This is a genomic window from Fictibacillus sp. 7GRE50 (assembly GCF_015903875.1).
GTDB classification, from domain to species: Bacteria; Bacillota; Bacilli; order Bacillales; family Fictibacillaceae; genus Fictibacillus; species Fictibacillus phosphorivorans.
The window spans coordinates 997,834-1,017,857 of the sequence record NZ_JACZDW010000001.1; the positions used below are offsets into that span (position 1 = coordinate 997,834).

The 20,024-nt window shown below is 37.1% G+C and carries 14 protein-coding genes, 1 pseudogene and 1 riboswitch; of the genes and pseudogenes, 11 read left to right on the top strand and 4 right to left on the bottom strand.

Annotated elements, in window-relative coordinates:
- Window positions 1–10 precede the first annotated feature (10 nt).
- The 4 genes from IHV12_RS04815 to IHV12_RS04830 all read left to right on the top strand — a co-directional run bounded on the left by IHV12_RS04815 (window position 11) and on the right by IHV12_RS04830 (window position 4,703).
- A complete protein-coding gene (locus IHV12_RS04815) occupies window positions 11–1,540 on the top strand; it encodes an ABC transporter substrate-binding protein (protein WP_197190037.1) in 1,530 nt (509 codons plus the stop codon).
- Window positions 1,541–1,562: 22 nt separating this feature from the next.
- The gene (locus IHV12_RS04820; RefSeq protein WP_197190038.1) at window positions 1,563–2,597 is read left to right on the top strand and encodes an ABC transporter ATP-binding protein; all 1,035 of its coding nucleotides are present in this window, start codon (window positions 1,563–1,565) and stop codon (window positions 2,595–2,597) included.
- Complete coding sequence (locus IHV12_RS04825; RefSeq protein ID WP_197190039.1) at window positions 2,581–3,615, top strand: ABC transporter ATP-binding protein; 1,035 nt, start codon at window positions 2,581–2,583, stop codon at window positions 3,613–3,615. The genes IHV12_RS04820 and IHV12_RS04825 overlap by 17 nt, the downstream gene beginning before the upstream one ends.
- Window positions 3,616–4,397: 782 nt before the next feature.
- Entirely contained in the window at window positions 4,398–4,703 is a 306-nt protein-coding gene (locus IHV12_RS04830; protein WP_197190040.1) for a hypothetical protein, read from the top strand.
- Between the two features lie 622 nt (window positions 4,704–5,325).
- Here the strand turns inward: IHV12_RS04830 and galE are convergent.
- Window positions 5,326–6,357, bottom strand: a complete 1,032-nt coding sequence (gene galE, locus IHV12_RS04835) for a UDP-glucose 4-epimerase GalE (RefSeq protein ID WP_197190041.1) — start codon at window positions 6,355–6,357, stop codon at window positions 5,326–5,328.
- Between the two features lie 358 nt (window positions 6,358–6,715).
- On the opposite strand from galE, the gene IHV12_RS04840 reads away from it, so the two are divergent.
- The 7 genes and pseudogenes from IHV12_RS04840 to IHV12_RS22585 form a co-directional block, all read left to right on the top strand.
- Window positions 6,716–7,933 carry a hypothetical protein gene (locus tag IHV12_RS04840; protein WP_197190042.1) on the top strand — a complete coding sequence of 406 codons (1,218 nt, stop codon included), beginning with the start codon at window positions 6,716–6,718 and terminating at the stop codon, window positions 7,931–7,933.
- 1 nt (window position 7,934) lies between these two features.
- Entirely contained in the window at window positions 7,935–8,828 is an 894-nt protein-coding gene (locus tag IHV12_RS04845) for a tetratricopeptide repeat protein (protein WP_197190043.1), read from the top strand.
- 6 nt (window positions 8,829–8,834) lie between these two features.
- Window positions 8,835–10,670 (top strand): DUF2194 domain-containing protein, encoded by a 1,836-nt coding sequence (locus IHV12_RS04850; protein WP_197190044.1) that lies wholly within the window; start codon window positions 8,835–8,837, stop codon window positions 10,668–10,670.
- Complete coding sequence (gene pelF, locus IHV12_RS04855; RefSeq protein ID WP_197190045.1) at window positions 10,671–12,098, top strand: GT4 family glycosyltransferase PelF; 1,428 nt, start codon at window positions 10,671–10,673, stop codon at window positions 12,096–12,098.
- Complete coding sequence (pelG, locus tag IHV12_RS04860) at window positions 12,086–13,537, top strand: exopolysaccharide Pel transporter PelG (protein ID WP_197190046.1); 1,452 nt, start codon at window positions 12,086–12,088, stop codon at window positions 13,535–13,537. The genes pelF and pelG overlap by 13 nt, the downstream gene beginning before the upstream one ends.
- Window positions 13,538–13,597: 60 nt before the next feature.
- Window positions 13,598–13,689: riboswitch (cyclic di-GMP riboswitch) on the top strand.
- A gap of 37 nt (window positions 13,690–13,726) precedes the next feature.
- On the top strand, window positions 13,727–14,566 hold the full coding sequence (locus IHV12_RS04865) for a putative glycoside hydrolase (RefSeq protein WP_197190047.1): 840 nt from the start codon (window positions 13,727–13,729) through the stop codon (window positions 14,564–14,566).
- Window positions 14,567–15,199: 633 nt separating this feature from the next.
- A pseudogene (locus tag IHV12_RS22585) lies at window positions 15,200–15,580 on the top strand (M23 family metallopeptidase); the annotation flags it as partial.
- A 1,060-nt stretch (window positions 15,581–16,640) separates the two neighbouring features.
- On the opposite strand, the gene IHV12_RS04875 reads toward IHV12_RS22585, so the two are convergent.
- The 3 genes from IHV12_RS04875 to IHV12_RS04885 all read right to left on the bottom strand — a co-directional run bounded on the left by IHV12_RS04875 (window position 16,641) and on the right by IHV12_RS04885 (window position 20,019).
- Window positions 16,641–16,841, bottom strand: coding sequence for a hypothetical protein (locus IHV12_RS04875; RefSeq protein WP_197190049.1), 201 nt, complete (start codon window positions 16,839–16,841; stop codon window positions 16,641–16,643).
- Window positions 16,842–16,856: 15 nt separating this feature from the next.
- Entirely contained in the window at window positions 16,857–17,699 is an 843-nt protein-coding gene (locus IHV12_RS04880) for a hypothetical protein (protein WP_197190050.1), read from the bottom strand.
- Window positions 17,700–18,303: 604 nt separating this feature from the next.
- Window positions 18,304–20,019, bottom strand: coding sequence for an Ig-like domain-containing protein (locus IHV12_RS04885; protein ID WP_197190051.1), 1,716 nt, complete (start codon window positions 20,017–20,019; stop codon window positions 18,304–18,306).
- Window positions 20,020–20,024: the final 5 nt, after the last annotated feature.

The following is a 20,024-nucleotide window of genomic DNA, read 5'->3' on the forward strand; positions in this document are numbered from 1 at the left end:
AGGGGTTTTTATGAAAAAGTGGTACCTATCGCTCATCTCTTTATGTATGTTGATCTTGGTTGCTTCAGGATGCGCGGGAATCAGTGGTGATTCGGATGAAGGTTCATCAGATGGAAAGAGTGAGAAAAAACAGGAGTTAACCGTCGCAAATGATCTCGGAATTATCTCTCTAGACCCCTACGGTTCAGCTCATGGAGAACCGCCAACCATCTTAGCGGCTACACAAATTTACGACACGCTTGTGAAGAAAGATGGGGATGATTTTACCCCTAGCTTAGCTACTGAGTGGGAACAACCCGATGAAAATACTTGGGTATTTAAGTTGCGTACGGATGTAACGTTCCATGACGGAACAAAACTTACTTCAAAAGATGTTAAAGCTTCCCTTGATCAACTAGTAGAACGAAAAGAATCACCATTAACTGTGTTATGGGCTCAGCTTGACTCCATCCAAGCTACTGACGATAAAACGATAACGATAAAGACCAAAACTCCCCTTGGAAATATGCTTTATAACCTAACGTTATTGTTCATCACTCCTGCAGACCAAGCAACTGGAGAAGATTTCTTTCGAAAACCGATTGGCAGTGGCCCCTTTAAGGTGGATTCTTTCCAACCTGAACAAGACTTGAATTTGACTGGTTACAAAGATTATTGGAACGGTGCGCCTAAACTAACGAAGTTAAAGATCATGAATATTCCTGAAAACGCAGCTAGAATGACGGCTGTTGAGACGGGTGAGATCGATGCCACTTGGACGATTCCATCAGATTTAATAGGTCAATTAAAACAGAACGATAAGATTAACATCGTCGATACTGCCAGTTACTATTACTACTTCAACTGGTTCAACAGTGGTGAAAAACCATTTGATGATGTTCGTGTTCGTAAAGCTATGTGGCATGCTCTTGATACTAAAGCAATCGTGAAAGACTTATACGGTGACACAGCCGAAGTCATGCAAGCCCCTATCCCTTCATCTGTTTTTGGTTATTCAGAACAAACGCCATACGAGTATAATCCAGAAAAAGCGAAAGAGTTATTAAAAGAAGCTGGTTATCCGAATGGATTTGAAACTAGCATGATGTGGAGTAAAGGATCTGGCCCACAAATACTAGAACTTCAAAAAGCGATGACTTCATACTGGGATAAAATTGGCGTAAAAGTTAAACCAGATCAATTAGAAAGAGCAGAGTGGATCGAAAAGCTAACCGCACTCGATTGGGATATGGATTTACAAACAAACGTTGTCATTAGTGGAGACGCAGACTATACATTAGGTCGATTATATATTTCAGAAGCCAATCGTAACGGCTACAAAAATAAAAAATTAGATGAGTTGCTTCTCAAAGCTAAACAGTCAACAGATGCGTCTGAACGTCAAGATTTTTACGATAAAGCAAACAAGATCATTTGGGACGATGCAGTTGGTATTTTCCCGTTACAGCTAAAGCAAATCTATGCTGTACGTAAGAACGTTAAGGGGCTAGAAGCTAGTCCGACAGGTGCTCCAAATTTTCATAAAGTATCGATCGAATAACACTTAAGTAAGGAGGTTTCTTATGAAAGCAACTGAAGCATCTAAGGATAAAAATAAGCTACCTAGCGATGAACCACTTATTGAGCTGCGGAACCTCTCTTTAGAATTCCATTCGCGGAAAAAAGTTGCAAAAGCTGTGAATGATATTTCTCTAGACGTCTATCGTGCAGAAACAGTAGCTATATTAGGTGAATCGGGTAGTGGGAAAAGTGCGACAGCTTTAGCTATTATGGGATTGCTTCCTAAACCTGGGGGTGTCATATCAGGTGGAGAGATTTTATTTGAGGGTAAAGATCTCGTGAAGTTGTCGGAAGCTGAACGCCGTAAATTGTATGGGGAGAGCCTTTCAATTATCTTCCAAGATCCTCTGAGTGCATTGAATCCTGTTTTAACAGTGGGATACCAAATTGGTGAAGCACTTAGAAAAAGAAAAAATCTTTCAAAAAAAGAAACAGAAAAACGTGTGATCGAGCTAATGAAGTTGGTTCGCATTCCTGATGCAGAAAATCGTTATAAGCAATACCCATATCAATTTTCTGGAGGAATGCAGCAACGTGTTATGATCGCTCTTGCCCTAGCGATGGATCCAAAATTATTGATTGCTGACGAACCGACTACGGCACTAGATGTGACTGTTCAAGCCCAAATTATGCGACTCTTGAAGGATCTACAAAATCGTAATCATATGGGATTAATTCTGATCTCACATGATTTAGGTGTTGTTGCTGAAAATGCTGATCGGGTCGCTGTCATGTATGCTGGGCATATCGTAGAGACTGGAGATGTTGAAACGATCTTCAGAAATCCTGCACATCCGTATACCGTCGGGCTCATGGCTTCCATTCCTTCTTCAACACAAAATGGTGAGCGTTTAAAGTCTATTGAAGGATTGCCACCCAATTTAGCGGATCCACCAACTGGTTGTGCCTTTCATCCACGATGTTTTATGGCAACAGAACTATGCAGACAAAAGGAACCTGTTTTATTGGAAATATTACCAGGTCGTAAAAGTGCATGTCATTTTGCAGAGGATGTGTTAAATGACAAATCATTCTAATACACTACCGATTTTAGAAGTTCATGATCTCGTAACCTCTTTCCCGGTCAAGACTGGTATCTTTCGGCGTACCACTTCCGAAGTGCAAGCTGTTTCTAGCGTGAGCTTTACTATCTATCCTGGCGATACGATGGGGCTTGTTGGAGAATCTGGATGCGGGAAATCTACGGTTGCCCGCACGATTCTTGGCCTTGAAAAATCCAAAAGTGGTAGCATCCTTTTTGAAGGTAAAGACCTCACCAATATATCTAATAAAGAAATGCAAGAATTAAGAAAAGACGTTCAATTAATCTTTCAGGATCCTGATGCTTCTTTAAACCCAAGAATGCGTGTTAAAGATCTTATTACAGAGCCATGGTTGATTCATCCTGGTATCGTGGATAAAAAAGACTGGGACCAAGAAGTGGCGAAAATGATGAGACTTGTTGGATTGAACCCTAACAGTGCACACAATTATCCTCATCAGTTTTCTGGTGGTCAACGGCAACGCATTTGTATCGCTCGAGCACTCGCTCTTCGACCAAAGCTTCTAGTGTGTGATGAAGCTGTTTCAGCACTCGATGTATCTGTTCAAGCTCAAATATTAAATTTACTTCAAGATTTACAGAATAAACTCGGACTCGCCTATTTATTTATATCTCATGACCTTTCAGTTGTTCGCCATTTGTGTAATAAAATTTCAGTGATGTATCTAGGTAAAATTATTGAAACCGGCAACCGTGAAGATATTTTTGAATCACCTACTCATCCTTATACGAAAGCACTATTATCAGCAGTTCCCGACCCAGAGCCATGGTTGAAGCATGACAAGGAAGAGATCATTCTAGAAGGCGATATTCCGTCACCAGCAGATCCACCTAATGGTTGTCGCTTTCAAACGCGTTGCTGGAAAGTCCAAGATAGATGCAAGGTTGAAGAACCAGTACTCACTTCTCGTAGCCATAACGATCATTACAGCGCTTGCCACTTCCCAATTGGTGAGGATTCTCCAGTTAAAAAGAGTGTAATAATCAGTTGATCTTACGACAAATATACAAAAAAGATGTTCGTCTTGTATGACGAGCATCTTTTTACTAAGCAACAATATTTTAGCAACATTTGAAATTTAACGATTTGGAAATTCGAAACTTCATTGCTTATTAGTAAAGATATGGACTTTATTTTTTTACATATGAGGTAGTATAATCCAGCATTATACAGTTTTTAACTTACCTCATTATGAAGTTCGTGTTCCTTGGCGTGAATGTTTGTTGCAGACTCCCTCTAGCTATCCAAGTAACAAAACACCATCTTCTTAGGCTACTGCTATCTGCTGCCTTCAGACCTCTTGACGTGTTCTGACAAATCTAATCTTCGTACATTAAAATATAATCCATATGGTGACTACAACTAATATGGTAAGCAGCCATAATGGCAGTGATAATAAGATTCCCCATAAGATGACCTTTGCCATCTTCTTTTTTGTCATATAGATCCCTCTATCATTTTTAAGGATTAAGCTCTAATAATTTATACGATGATTTTACTGGAAAGTTCCCTTAATTTCACTTTTCGTGCCTTATTATTACAAGCCAAAATATGCCACATACCTTATTTATCAAGTTATGATGACTCCCATGCAATAGAGCTAAAATTATAAGTTACAAGCAAAGAATATATTACACTATCTCCCAAAAGAGCTCTTAAAAACCATGACTTTATAACTATGAGAAAGTTATTATATATGTTAAAATTTGTATAATGATTCAACTATTGATTACGTGCTTATTTAACTACTAATTTTCAATATAGGAGAGTGCAATGGAAAGGATTAAACCTAAGCTTAAAGATAAATTGAATGTACCTGTCAACATTTATAAAGCTAAAACGCTTGTTTTTGAAGCCATTAGTATTCAAGAAGCTGCACGATGGTTAAAGGAAGAAACGGGGGACAAATTCAAACGTTTTTCAGCTATTACAAAAGGAATTTGGTACTATAAACCCTATCGTTGTAATGGCAGCATTTATTATTTTGAAACAGATCCACAAGCCGTTGTGCAATACTTTCAACGAATTAATAGACAAATTATAGCACGACTCGTTTCAACTCATCCGTTTGATAGATAACCAGCCAAAAAATGCAATCCATAGTGGAATACTGATCAATAAACCATAGTTAATTCCTTTAAAGAAGTTACTTTCACTCACTATTCATTCTCCTGACTAGTCATTCATATAGCTGTAGTCAGTTTTACCTATTATTACCAACTTATTTAAAAGCACCTGTTATCTTCTACAGGTGCTTTTAAACGTTCCAGACTATTCGTATCTGCTTTTTATACATTAAGAAAGTCTAATTTACATCAAGCCTCGCATGAATCTCATGCATGGTCTCTGTGAACAAATGCGACCAACCTCAACTTATGTGCCTTTATTTACTTTTTTTATAATGTTTAATTGTTCTGCAGCAATTTGTATAATGTAGCGTAGATACGAACTTATCTTTTATATGAGCATTGCCACCTGCTTTAAATTCGCTGTAATTGCACCTTTTTTCTTATGAATCGTTTCTGTCCATGTCTATGAAGTAATTAATCATTAAGATTCATCTTGTAACCTTTCAGTAAAAACTTCAGAACATGCTAGGACTACCAGAAGGTATTTGGAAGAACAGGACCTTTTACTACCCGTTCCTTCGCTTCATATTAGCCTCATCTGCATTTTTCACGTTTACCTAATTTACTTGATCCTAAGTTCTCTTAACAAGATGTGGAACGAAACACTTCCCTTGCTTCTGCTCCCATTTCCATGCATCTCGCAGCATGTCTTCTAATCCTTTTTCTGCGACCCAGCGGAGTTCTTGCTTGGCTTTTGTTGTATCTGCGTAACTGACCGCGACATCTCCAGGGCGGCGTTCGATTACTTCATACGGAATGTACACACCTGTTACTTTTTCAAAGGTTTGGATAATGTCCATTACGCTAAATCCTTTGCCTGTTCCCAAGTTATATGTATCCACACCTGTATTTGTCAGTACTCTATCTAAAGCTCTCAAATGCCCGATCGCCAAGTCTTCCACATGAATATAATCTCGTACACCTGTACCATCTTTTGTATCATAGTCATTGCCAAAGACGCGCAATTTATCAAGCTTTCCTGCGGCAACTTGTGTAATGTATGGGGTTAGGTTATTTGGAATCTCACCTGGCTTTTCTCCAATCAATCCACTTGTATGAGCACCTACTGGGTTAAAGTAGCGAAGAAGGGCTACGCTCCATTCATTGTCGGACGTGTGTAGGTCTTTAAAGATTTGTTCTAGCATCAGCTTCGTCCATCCATACGGATTCGTTGCACCAAGTGGCGTATCTTCCGTCAAAGGTATTTTATTAGCCGCACCATATACTGTAGCAGAAGAACTAAATACGATTTTCTTCACACCATGATCCTTCATCACTTCACATAAAATTAAGGTGCTAGTAATGTTGTTATGGTAATAATGCAGAGGTTTTGCAACAGACTCCCCTACCGCTTTTAACCCGGCAAAGTGAATAACGGCATCGATGCTGTTTTCACAAAAGACTTCTTGAACCTTTTCTTTATCTAAAAGATTTATGTTATAGGACTTTATCTCTTTTCCTGTAATTGTATGTAATTGGTTTAATACTTCTGGATCACTGTTCAAAAAATTATCAAGTATGACCACATCAAATCCTGATTGGATTAATTGAACTACGGTATGGCTACCGATGAAACCAGCACCACCTGTGACTAGAATAGCCATTTTGTTCCCCCCAATAAATTGCTAAATACTGTTCTTTAATCTGTATCGTCATTTAAAAGACGATATAAAGTACAAGTATTTTCTAAAACATATAAAGGGTATTTTATTTCTGTTTAAAAAATGCATAAACTCGTCTACAAAATATTTAACTTTTGTACGATAACACACGATAAAAAAGAAAAGGATATGAGAATACATGGTTCATGATCAACTCGTTTCAAATTTGAGGTTCAACAAACTCGAGCGAAAGTCGTTCCTTGCTTTTTTAGATTTATATTTGTTGGTATTATAAGGTTACTTTGTAAAATAATGGTTTATGATGAAGGTGTTTTTATTAAGAAGTCAGGAGTAGGGGAATATGTATAGAATAAATAAAAAGTGGATGAAGTGGTGGGAGCTTTTAGCTGTTTCCATGATTCTTTTTATCATAGAATTTTATGTTTTTTCATTTGCTGAGTTATCTGGAAGTCCCTATGTGATTGTTGTGCTCTTGATCGGTATACGGTACGGCATCCTATACGGATTGGCCATTGCCGCGTTCATACTATTCCTACATATCATGAATGTGTGGAGTCAAAATGGCGATGTTTATTCTTTTATTTTTTATGGAAACTTCTCTATCTCTGCCATCATTTATTTATTAACCGCTTATATCAGTGGTATTTACTCTACTCGTTACAGAGAACGATATGAGGATAAAGAGGCGGAGCGAGAAGAGCTTCAAGTGCAACTTGAACAAGCTGTTACGACTTTATACACAGTTAATGAAACAAACGATGTTCTAGAGAAAAAGATTCTTGCTTCAGAAATGACCATGGTGAACGTTTATAAGATGCTGCAAGCACTAGATCAAGATCATATCGAGATGTTTATTAACGAAGTGGCAAAAACGCTTGAGTCTTATTACGGCGCAAAAACACTTGGGATTTACCATGTTGATCAAAGTTTAAGAGCTTTGCGTATAAAAGTGCGGACAGGAACAGGAAAGCTGCTGCCTCAAACCATATTCATAGATTCAGCACCTTTATTCTACGATAGATTACTTCAAGATGAGAGCATTACCATTCGTCGTATTACAGATGAAGAAAATGCTCCTTTATTAGCTGCTCCTATAAAAATCAATAATAAAATTTCACAGGTTATTGTAATACAGGAGCTTGATCTATCAAGGTTAAGTAATGAAGGGCTTTCGATGTTACATATGCTGATTGATATTATTTCAGAACAGTTAACAAAGACTTCTAAAAAGTTTGAAAAGCTAGAGCAGCAGCAATATTATCAAGATACGAAGGTATTTAAGCCTTCTTCATTTAAAGAACGTATCGAAATTGAAAAAGCTAGATTACGAGAATTTCATGTTCCTTATTGCTATGTCTACTTTAAAGTAGAGCCTTTAACCCTACCTGTTTTGCAAAGTTTAGAAATAGAATTTAGAAGTCTGTTAAGGGAAATCGACTTGATTTCCTATCTTCCCAGCTCTGAACATATCGTTTTCCTGCTGCCCGGAACGTCCAAAAACAATGTAAAAGTTATTGAAGACAGACTAAAAGAAGTGGTGCTGGGGGTTCTGAAATAACATGACATATTCGATTATTTCCCTCTATGTTATAAACAGCCTTCTAGTTTTACTCATGAAAAAGTGGCTTGAAAAAGAGAATGACCATACAGAAAGAAAAACAGAGTATTTTTGGCTGTTTGCTATTAGTTTCGTCATTCCTATACTAGGAGCATTAGGGGTTTGGGCGGTTATTAAGCTCTCCGATCGCAAGGGAAAGGAAAAACGTTATATTCATCATGAACGTTTTTATGTAAACAATTTTAACGAGATAGGTCTCCTCTCCCTAAAACGAAGAGACTCTATACCGTTTTTCGCAGCGATGCAAACGGTTGATGATATTGGGAAAGACTTGGTCGTCCGTTTAATGGAAAACAAAATACCTGAACAAGGAAGATACTTAAAGGCAGCAGTTGGCCAGCAAAATAGAGAAACTGCTCATTATGCAGCTACTGCATTAAATCTATTGAACAAACGCTATGAAACAACCATTCATAAGATGCTTTTAGCTCTCCAAGAGAATAGTAGCTTACAAGGGTACAAAAATGTTTTGTATGTGTATAAAGAATATCTGACCAGTGATGTTATTTCTGATACATTGATGAAGGAAAAGAAAGAAGTCTATGAAAAGCTATTGAGAGAGGCTATTAAGAATTTTCCAAGAGACGTTTTGTTCTATGAACAACTAGTATTGTTTTACTGGGAGAATAATAGAAAAAATAAAGCCGTTCAATTGTCTGAAAAGGTGATCTCTTACTTTCCAAATTCGGCAGAATGCTACTTCATTTTGCTTAACCACTACTATATCACTCATGATAAGGATCAATTAAAAAAAGTGTTAGTCAAAATAGATAAACACTACTCAGCAAGAATTCCATTGAGACTGCAGTCTGTGCTGGAACTAATAAAGGGATGAAGAACGATGAAAGATATTAATAAAGTGGTTTGGTCCGTTTTGCTGCTTACCGTACTATGTATGATTGTTGTACAGATTTCCAGAATTGGAGAGATTCACTGGTTATTTCCTCAACAGGAGATAAAGATGAAGAAACAAAAATTTCTTCCTACCCTATCAGCAACTGATCAGGGTGAACATCTTAAGATTCTCGTGTTAGGTGACGAAGAATCACTTAAGAATAACCCCTCCATACTCCACCTTGAAAAGTCTCTTGAACTTGGAAAATTGTCTTACAGTTACATTAATTCTTTAGATCAGGTCTCTGTTTCTCCTTATACAATCGTTGTTATTTTAGATGAAAAGAAAGCGATAGCAGAAGAAAAGGGTATTCGAAATTTTGTTCATGCAGGCGGAAGGTTATTTGTTGGATTACGTTTCATCCATCCAAGTCTAAATGATGTGATGGGGATCGAACAGGTAGATGGCTATCAACAAAATGATTTGAATGGCATTACGTTTACTAAGCCATTTGCTCCGATTTATCCTGATGTTAAAGATGTTGACGGTAGAATACCGAATAATTCTCTTGAGCTTACACTGCAAAATGACAGTGAAGTCTATGTGGAAAGCGAGGGTACACCTATCCTTTGGTACCATTCCTACGGAAAAGGAAAAGTAGCGTATTGGAATGGAACCATGCTTCAAGGAAAGGGCTCTAGAGGCTTGTTGTTACAATCCCTTTCCTTATTACCTCCAAGGTTTGTTTCGGGTCGATTAGAAATGAGTGTCTTTTTTATTGACGATTTCCCTGCTCCGTTTCCTGATGGTGATCATGAAAACATTACTCCGACTTTTGATAGAAGTGTAGGTTCTTTTTTCAAGAACATATGGTGGCCGGATATGAAGAATCTACAGGATAAATACGATTTAAAATATACACATGCTTTCATTGGAACATACAGAGCAGATCAGAAGATGAAAACCGAACAATTGATCACACAAAACCAAGCAAAATTTCTCTTTTACGGTCGAGATGCTCTTCAAAATGGAGATGAGTTAAGTTTGCATGGCTATAATCACCAATCTCTTGTGACAAAGAACGAACCGATTGCGAAAGATTTTGGATACATCCCTTGGGAAAATCAAGAACAGATGGAAAACGCCACATCTGAAGTGATGAAGATGCATGAACATTTGTTTCCTAATTATAAGGTTAAAACCTATGTACCACCTTCTAATGTAATGAATACGACTGGACTAAAAGCATTGAAGAGAAGTGCCCCTTCTATTGATACAATTTCTTCTTTATATCTAGGCGGCACTGATCAAGGTTCGTTTATCCAAGAATTTGGCTACGACGAAAACGCAGGTTATTTTCATTTACCTCGTGTATCCAGTGGCTATGCTCCTGATTTGTATGAACAATTTTCATATGCAGATGCGCTAGCAAATGCTGGCATTCTTTCTCATTTTATTCACCCTGACGACCTGTTGGATCCTTATCGTAATAGAGGGTACAAATGGCCGGACTTAAATGTTGAACTGGATCGTCATTTGAAGAAAATTTATGAAACGTATCCTTTTTTAAAAGGGGTAACCGCACAGGAAGCAAAGCAGCTATACACAAGTTATATCCAATCTGAAATGAAGGTAGATTATCAAGAGGATCAAATTATCCTTTACGGCAAAAATTTAGTATCACCAAGTGTTTTTTTGATCCGTCTTAATGACAATGAAACTATGGAGTCAGGTTCATTTAAAGGATATACAGTCGCAAGCATAAATGGATTTCACGGACTCTATACGATCAAAACGTATAAGGGAAAAACGATAGTCCCTATTAAAAGAGGTGAGTCATAGGTGAGAATAGCCATTATAGCTGAAGGTAGTTATCCTTTTGTTAGCGGAGGGGTCTCTTCGTGGATACACACGCTTATTACCGAAATGCCTGAGTTTGACTTCACCATCATCTCAATTATGCCAAGTGGCGTTCAGACAACTCAAGAGCATTGGAAATACAAACTCCCTAGAAACGGAAAGTCAGTCAAGGTCTATCCATTAGAAGTGAAGGAAGAACGACCAATCTATCCTCATTTAAATGAGGAAAACAAAAAAGCTTTACTTTCCTTCTTTATGTCCAAGGATACATCAGGCAAAGCTCTGCGTTTTTTAGGCGATACCACAATCATTGGCAATCCATCTGGTTTTTTCAGGAGCCCGGAATTTTGGGATATTGTTCAGATCTGCTATAGAGAAGAAAAGCTACAAAGCTCTTTCATCGATTATTTCTGGATGATTCGCAACAAATATGAGCCGATTCTTCATCTGCTTCAAAGTGAGTTTGATGACTACGACATTTTACACGCTGCCTCTACTGGTTATGCGGGTGTGTTAGGAGCCTATCTCTCAGCGAAACAGGATATCCCACTCATGGTTACAGAACATGGAATCTACTCTCGCGAACGTGAAGAGGAAATTTTAAAGTCGGATTGGATTCCGATGATCTATAAAAACAGGTGGATTCAATTTTTCTATTTTTTAAGTCACCTGGCATACAACCAAGCCGAACAACTCATTACGCTATTTCATAAAAATGCAAAGATTCAAGAGCGTCTAGGAGCATTGAAGACTAAGCAGCTTGTTGTTTCAAACGGAGTAACGCTTTCAGATACTTCATTAAAGAGAGAGTACTTTTCTAATGATAAACCCATACAGTTAGGGGCCATTGTTAGAGTCGTTCCTATAAAGGATATCCTAACCATGATTTATGCAGCCGATATGCTCCGAAAAAAGCGCATTCTGTTTTCCTTACAAATATTCGGCCCATTGGACGAGGATCAAGAGTATGTGAATGAATGTGAACAGCTGGTGAATGAACTAGGATTAAATGCATGTGTAACATTCACAGGCAAAGTCGATGTTCAATCAAAGTTAGCTGACATTGATGTTTTGCTTTTAACAAGCATTTCAGAAGGACAGCCTTTAGCCATCTTAGAAGGTTTAGCAGCAGGTGTGCCTTTTGTCAGTACAAATGTTGGAGACTGTGAGGAACTTATAACAGGTGGCGCAATCGATGTATTCGGACCAGCAGGTTTTGTCGTTCCTCCTGTAAATCCTAGAAAAGTTGCAGAAAGCATAGAAAACTATGTGAAAGAACCGTCTTTAATAATGCTACATGGCATTAACGGATTCAATCGGGTAAAGCACAGGTATCAGCTAAGTGAAGTCATTAATAGGTATCGTTCTCTTTATAAGGAAGTAGGTAGAGTAAAACAATGGCAGGAATAGGCTTTCAACTTCAAAAGATGTTTCAAGAGGATTACTTTTCTAGCCGCGCGAAGGCTTATGCTTTTACAATTCTACTCACCTCCGGACCCTGGCTGATCACGATCGCGATCCTAACTTCTCTGCAATGGGGTATGAGATTTTATGAAGTTGATCCTCGTACGAGAGAATTGTTTGTTGTTTCCCTTTCATACACGTTTATTTTTTCGCAAGTCATTTATTTTTCGCTGCAGCTCGTTGTAACAAGGTATATGGCAGATTTGTTCTATGCAGAAAAGGTGGAAGATGTGGCAGCAACGAGTGTAGGATTGGCAAAGTTGACTTGTGGAATCGCGCTCTTGCTGTGGCTTCCATTTGCTTTATTCACACCCCTGCCCTTTTGGTACGACTGGATTGTCTTCGTCCTCTTCATCACTATGAACCTGATTTGGGTATTGTTTTTATACAGCACGGCTACGAAAGAATATATGAATATCGTGTATGCTTTTTTGGTCGGAGGATTCATAACGGTTCTTGCGTTTTGGGTGTTGCCGATCGGAGACCTTGTTCGTTCTTTAACGATCATTAAAGGAGCAGCGGTTATGCTCGGGGTATTTACACTAGGAATGCTCATTACACTTTTATGGCTTCTTTATCATCTATTCATCAGCTTTCCAGACCGTCCTTTAACGAACCAATGGGGTTTTATCAAATATATCTACAAATATCCTGATCTACTTCTTACCGGTGTTTTTTATAGTTTGGGCCTTTGGATAAGTAATTGGATCATCTGGTTTGGCGAAGGATCCATATTGGTTGAGAAATCCTTTCGCTATCACCCTGATTATGATACAGCTCTATTTTGGTCGTTCTTAACGATCATTCCAACAATGATGACGTTTGTGATCTCTATTGAAACCAGGTTTTATAAGAAATATTGGACATTCTACGGTTTTGTAAATGAAGGGGGCAGTTTGTCTCAAATTAAAGATAGTAAGAAAGTGATGATTCGTGTTCTAAAAGAAGAAGTGATCCGTCTGATCAGAACACAAGGATTGTTCACTTTGCTGTTTCTTCTATTGCTGCCTAGATTTGTTACATGGTTTGAGTGGAAAGCAGTTTTTTTTGAATTGATGCCAATGACACTAATCGCAGTCTTTTCAATCAGCCTTGTTTTAACTCTATCTCTACTTCATCTATATTTTGATGATCGATTAGGTGCATGTATAACGACCTTCATATTCTTTACCGTGACATTTTTAGTAACCCTTTTCTTGCTGCCGCTAGGGTTTAATTGGTATGGAGTCGGTGTCGCTATTGGGGCAACGCTCTCTTTCACGTACGGAGGCTTTCGATTGATATCTTATGTACAAAAAGCCGATTTTCATATCTTTACAAAAAAAGATCCTAAACATTATCAGAATTCACTAGAAAAATTTATTTCTCATTTTTCTAAAAACTAGATGAATAGCTATTGTTTTCCGCATTTAAAACCTATAAAATGGAAATAATTAATTTAATACTGCGGTGATGGGCAAACTTGGTGAAAGCCAAGGACGCAAAGATATGGGTCTTCGATTCTTTTAATTAGAATAAAGATTGCCAGTCCGCGAAACCAACCCATCCCTCGTATGAATCGGGGGAATTTTTTTATGAAGAAGTGGTTATTAATCATGACTATTTTCACTTTAGGGTTTTTAAGCTTTCAACCTAAGCATGGATCTGCTCAAAGTGGACAAAGTGCTCTACAACAAGTAAAGAATTACAAAATTTATTACTCAGAACCAACTACATCCATTCTTAAGAAATTAAGAAAATATGATTTGGTTGTGATCGAACCACAGTTATACACGAAAGAACAAGTTCAATATTTGCAAGAATCTGGAACAATCGTTCTTGGATATATTAGTGTGATGGAAACACCCACTTGGAATGAACAGCGAACGGAGCTTCTGTTAGAGAGTGACTATTTCAAAAGAAATGAAAATAAAGTGCATTATAAACAATGGGATTCCTACCTAATGGACATCTCAAGCGAGCATTATCACCAAGTTCTCATGGATGAAATGAAAAGACAGGTTTCTTCAAAAGGCATGGACGGCGTCTTTTTTGATACAGTCGGGAACATCGATAATGAACATTTAGAGCACCATGCTTCGATTTATAAAAAACAGTTAGATGGGCTTCTATCTTTCTTGAAAAAGAGCAATCAAAAATTCCCGGATCTCCTGATGGTACAAAATTGGGGTATGGAAACCATACAGCACACTCATCCTTACATGGATGGCTTTATGTGGGAAGGCTTTGATTATAATGAAGTTTCAACAGATGAGTGGGCTCAGGTTCAAATAAACAAGCTAAAAAAGATTCAACAAATGGGTAAAACTCAAGTTTTGACGGTTTCAACGCAATCAGAGCAAAAAAGTAAAAATTACGCAAAGAAATTTAACTTTTTGCATTATCATGATAAGAAGTCTTATGATGTTTTCTAAGGTGTGCGGGAACGGGTTTGGCGCAACCTTCAAGCACAGAGAGAGCTACGTTTTTAACTGAACACATTGCATAGAAAAAGTCCCTGGATTTCGATCAGGGGCTTTTTTATGTGCCTTTTGCGACTAACCTTACACCAACTATCGACTAATAAAACCACAACTACGCTTCCCAATTATCAGGCTGCACTTGTGAATGGAGTGTAAAAGCTCGCATTTTGCTATCCTATGAGGTCTTATTACTGCTTTTATAAGTCATTATTCCATATCAACTCATCTCATCTTAAACCTATTATTCAAATCTCTATCAAAACACTCTTAATTCAAAATTTTATAATAATTTAGAGCCTTTTTACTAAAGTTTATTTTTCCTTTTATGTAAAAAACAGTAGTATTATACCTTATTTTGTAATAAATAGTATTTTTCTAGAAAAATATGTTAGTATTCTTTTTGTTCCAATATTGGTGATGAAGGAAATCAATCCTTTTGATTCAGAGAGGAATAATATTAATAAATGGTATGGAGTTTAGAGAGGGGTTTATATTTTGAAAAGATTCATGCAACTATTTCTGGTATTTGTTTTAACACTTTCAATTGCGGGTGGTTTTTCATCTTCAAAAGTTAGTGCTGCTAGTTTTATCTGGCCAGCTGGTAATGAAGATAATGTAACTTCAGGATTTGGAGAGAGATCCTCGGGAATGCACTATGGAATTGATATTGCTATTCCTGGAACAGTTCCAATCAAAGCTTCTGCGGGAGGTAAAGTTTCTAAATCGTATTATTCTACGACATATGGAAATGTAGTCTTTGTGCTTCATAATATAGGTGGACAAACCTATGAAACTGTCTATGCTCACTTACGTTCTAGATCTGTTGATGCAGGACAAAGTGTTACTCAGGGACAATTACTTGGATACATGGGTAATACAGGGCATTCTTTTGGTCAGCATTTACACTTTGAATTGCATAAAGGTACTTGGAACGACAAAAAATCTAATGCAATCAATCCATTAGTAGAATTGAATGGAGAGTTTAAAGATACACCACCATCAGATACGTTTAAAGTAATCAAACTAGATAGTGATGAGTTTGGTCTATATTCTAAGATGGGTTCGTATAAAGAGTCTTCAACACCATATGTAGGCTGGACGTTTGTTGTTAAACAACAGCAAATCTATAACGGTGAACGTTGGTACCTCCTCGTACACGGAGATAAAGTATTTGGGTGGATTGCTGCACATCAAACAAGTGAATACGAGAGCTTAGAAAAGAAATACCTTACTGAAGATGTTGACGCATATAACTATAACTTAGATGAAAAAGTTATGACCCTTAATGGTACGGGATATGTATATGTAGCTAAAGAGTATAGTGACAAATATTTAGTTATTGCTCACAGTCAACCCATGTATATAGCAAAAAAACTCGTTAATTTCGATGGTCAATATACAATGCCATATAAAGCAGTGAAGATCACCAGTGATGAGTTTGGAATTTATTCACAGCCAGGGGTATATAAAGAATCTAGCACTCCATACCTCAACTGGATATTAATATCAAAAGAACAAACTACTTATAATGGACAAAAATGGTATAAACTTTCAAATGGAAGTACTGTTTATGGCTGGATTTCTGGAAACCAGATACAAGAACTTCCTATGAAGCGAATGGATTTAAGAGTAAGTACAAAAGCTTATAACTACGGGTTTAAAGAAGAAATCATGACTTTGAACGGCGGCGGTTTTGTCCTTGTAATTGGTGAAGGCAGTGACTATTATCATGTAGCAGCCCACAGTCAAACAATGTATATTAAAAAGACATTTAAAGATTAATGGCATAATTAATAGATTTAATTTGAGTTGCGGTTTTTTATTTCAAAATAAAAACACATGCCGAAGATCTGCTAATATGTAAATTGTACAAGTTGGTGGATTTTTGACTGTATTATCTTAACGTTTAAAGTGATTGTTACAAGCATACTCCAAAAAAATCCCTGAAAGCCAATAGGCTTTTAGGGATTTTAAAAGGTTTTAAATTTGCAGTACAAGGCAAGAAAAACACACCTAAACTCAATTACTACTTTTTAGAGTTCACTTTATGCAAAATGGTAAAAAGAAGTGTAGTTACAAAACATAATTGGAGAAATAAAAAGATCCCTACAGCAAAAGCACTTTCGATATCGGTATCTAAGACAACTCCGAATAAGTAGGCTAGACCGTAAAAAACAACGATTCCACCAATTACGTTTGCTATAAAAATAAAAACAGGATTATCCATTATGCTCAGACCTTTCTAAGGTAAATTTATACCTATGTCTGTTCTCCAAGATGTATCAGCACTAGGACCCGTTACACTTATTACTCCAGGACCCACAGAGATATTACTTAACCATTCTGGGGATTCTACGTGAACATAGTGACCATATACATTAGCATAAGTATTTTTACTATTATTGTTTCTTACTTCAGTAAGTGTGTAACCACTGTGATAAGGCGCCGGAGTTGCTTTAATATCTACTTTAAAGGCGCTTCCATATGTAGTTGGCGAATCCATAGCTTGCCATCCCTCTGAAATGGTTGCATATCCATCACACTTATATACATTATATGCACTGTTTGTAACATAACTTAAATTTTGCTCCCACGAAAGTCCAGAAACATCAACAAATCTCGCAATTGGTGCAGACTTCCAAACCCAGGAGGACTTTAGTTGAATACGTCCTGTATAACTGCCAGTAGAAGTGTATATTTTAGTTACATTTAATACTAATCTAAATTTTGTGGTTTCATTAACTCCACCTAGAATACCAATGCTAGGTGCATCATATTCCTCTTTAGAAATTTCAGATACTTGGTCTCTTGTTTTCTTGAAATATCTTTCAGAAATTCCAACTTTTTCACCATTTAAGTTGGTATATCTGTCCTTTAATTCATTATACTCCACTTTGCTTAAAGATTCTATTTCTTCCAGAGTAAAGCCCATACTTTCTAATTGAGCAATTTCTTTTTTATTAAGATTAACTTTTTCGATTTTAACCTTTTTTACTTGAGTATTAATATCACCAGCAGCATAAGCCCCATCAACACTAACAAAAAGCATAAAAGTCATTATTAAAGCACTAATAAGTTTTTTCATGATATCCCCTTTTTAGAAAATAAATTATGTACGCGCGTCATAATTCACACTTTACATCCATAAAATGGATTACTCAAGAAAAATTTACATTTATTTACTTAAAATAGTTACAAAGACACCTGTTTTTACTCATCTTTTAATAAATAAGTCTATTTACTTATTTTTAGATACTTATATAATAGTTGTATCAATTTTTTTATTGCTCTCTAATAAAGTGTGATACTTGCTTATTATAAATTTGGTTATTTTCGAGGGTTTGCATATTTTTGCGATCTGATACTAGTATTGATGCATTCGACAGCACAGGATTCTGTTCTAGAGCTTCCCTCATTTACTGCTCTACTTTCCCTGCTAGAGTTGAAATGAGTTTTTCTTAAAGGAGTGTAACGGTTTTAAAACTAAGTCTCTACACTACTTCAATGAGTCCTCACCAAACATCAACACACTATGCACAAACCATTTCTTCTTCCCAAAACAAAACCCCCACCAAAATACTGGTTCTCTTTCAAACGCATATTTTCATTTCCAATGTTATTTACAACTCTATTACAAATAAAAAGCCCCAGAGAAACACACTCTGGAACTTTACGCTCATTCGATGTCATTATTTCACTTTAACACTTTTACTCTTCCCAACATTACCAGCTTGATCTATCGCATAAATGACTAGCGTTGTACCTGATTTTTGTTTTGCGATCTTAATCGTGAAGTTTCCTTTACTTGTTACGGTTGCTGAACCGATTACTTTCTTTCCTACCTTTATATAAATCTTTGCATGTGGCTCTGCTTTTCCTGTCACATACTTTGCTGACGATTTTACTGCATGTACGGTTGGTACCGCAGGGGCAGTCTTATCCTTTACTTGAACTTTGGTTACTCTACTTACGTTACCTGCTTTATCAGTAGCCGTCACTTCTAATGTAGTTTTCGCTTTTAGTTTAGGAATCGAGAGTGAAAAGTCACCTTTTGAATTTGAAGTTCCTTTAGCCACTACTTTTCTTCCAACTTTAATCACAACGGTTGAACCGCTATCTGCTTTTCCTGTAACTTTTCGATCTGAATCACCGACTGCTTTAACGATTGGAGCTGTTGGAGCTTTTTTATCCTTAACCACTACCTTGGACAGAGCACTAACGTTCCCAGCTGTATCTGTAGCAGTTGCCGTTAATTGTGTACCTGCTCGTAAAGGTTTAATGGAGATTGAGAAGTCGCCTTTTGCATTAGCGGTGCCTTGAGCGACAGTGCTTGTTCCAGCTTTAACGACTATTTTAGAACCCTTTTCCGCACTTCCTGTTAGTTTAGTGTCAAGATCACTAACTTCTTTAAAAGATGGAGCTTTTGGAGGTGTTTTATCTAAAACTATAATGATTATTTCCTTACTTACCTTGCCCGAAGAATCACTCGCAGTTGCATATAACTTTGTGCCTTCTTTTATTTTGTTCAAAAGTTTAATTCTAAATGTTCCATTCTCTAAAGTTCTTCCAGATACATTCATTTTATCTTTATCGGTAATCGTGACTGTTGAATTTTTTTCAGACTTTCCTGTGATTTCCATACTTTCTGAAGTGACTGCATTTACTTCAGGAGCTGCCAATTCAACTGGAGATGGTGGTCCAGGAACACCTGGGTTTGGCGGTGGTGTAACAGGAGCCGTTTTCACCACGAACTCTTTTACGATCTTTTGTTCTGTACCTGCTAATGTAGCTGTTACTTTATATGTACCTGCTGATGCACTTGCTGGAATTTGGTAATCATATTGAAACTCTCCTAATGCATCACTTACTTTGCTTTGGACAGTTAATACGGTTTCCTTTTCTACTTTAATAGAGACCGTCCGATTATTTGCAGGCTTGTCCCCTAGTAAAACCTTTCCTGATATATGAACCACTTCGTTCGGATTATATTCGACTTTATTAATATTCATATTCATTGTTTCTGTTACAGTTGAGCCTGTTACGGTAATTTGTTTAGTTACGCTTACTCCTCCTGCAGTGAGCACCAACTTGTATGTACCGTTCACAGCTTTCTTTCCTAATTTTACGGATGTTGAAATCTGCCCTTCCGTACCTATATCTGTATCTTTCCATTGATAAGCTTGTGTTGTTTCACCGTTTTCATTTAAAACTTTTAACAGTGGCTTTGTACCCGTTCCCGCTTTACCGTCTTTAAGCACTTTACCTGTTACGACTACTGTAGATTCTGGTGTATATTGAACTTTATCTGTAGCAAGTTCGACCGTTACTGTTGAAGCGAATACCGGCATTACATATCCTACAACCAGCAAAAAGGTTGTAAATACGATCATTAATCTCTTCTTCAAAAAAG

Bases quoted from the DNA above. Each gene is read 5' to 3' on its own strand.
- IHV12_RS04865 (WP_197190047.1), top strand. From the start codon at position 13,727: ATGAAGAAGTGGTTATTAATCATGACTATTTTCACTTTAGGGTTTTTA.
- IHV12_RS04845 (WP_197190043.1), top strand. From the start codon at position 7,935: ATGACATATTCGATTATTTCCCTCTATGTTATAAACAGCCTTCTAGTT.
- IHV12_RS04825 (WP_197190039.1), top strand. From the start codon at position 2,581: ATGACAAATCATTCTAATACACTACCGATTTTAGAAGTTCATGATCTC.
- pelG (WP_197190046.1), top strand. From the start codon at position 12,086: ATGGCAGGAATAGGCTTTCAACTTCAAAAGATGTTTCAAGAGGATTAC.
- IHV12_RS04850 (WP_197190044.1), top strand. From the start codon at position 8,835: ATGAAAGATATTAATAAAGTGGTTTGGTCCGTTTTGCTGCTTACCGTA.
- IHV12_RS04840 (WP_197190042.1), top strand. From the start codon at position 6,716: ATGTATAGAATAAATAAAAAGTGGATGAAGTGGTGGGAGCTTTTAGCT.
- IHV12_RS04875 (WP_197190049.1), bottom strand. From the start codon at position 16,841: ATGGATAATCCTGTTTTTATTTTTATAGCAAACGTAATTGGTGGAATC.
- IHV12_RS04815 (WP_197190037.1), top strand. From the start codon at position 11: ATGAAAAAGTGGTACCTATCGCTCATCTCTTTATGTATGTTGATCTTG.
- galE (WP_197190041.1), bottom strand. From the start codon at position 6,357: ATGGCTATTCTAGTCACAGGTGGTGCTGGTTTCATCGGTAGCCATACC.
- IHV12_RS04880 (WP_197190050.1), bottom strand. From the start codon at position 17,699: ATGAAAAAACTTATTAGTGCTTTAATAATGACTTTTATGCTTTTTGTT.
- IHV12_RS04820 (WP_197190038.1), top strand. From the start codon at position 1,563: ATGAAAGCAACTGAAGCATCTAAGGATAAAAATAAGCTACCTAGCGAT.
- IHV12_RS04830 (WP_197190040.1), top strand. From the start codon at position 4,398: ATGGAAAGGATTAAACCTAAGCTTAAAGATAAATTGAATGTACCTGTC.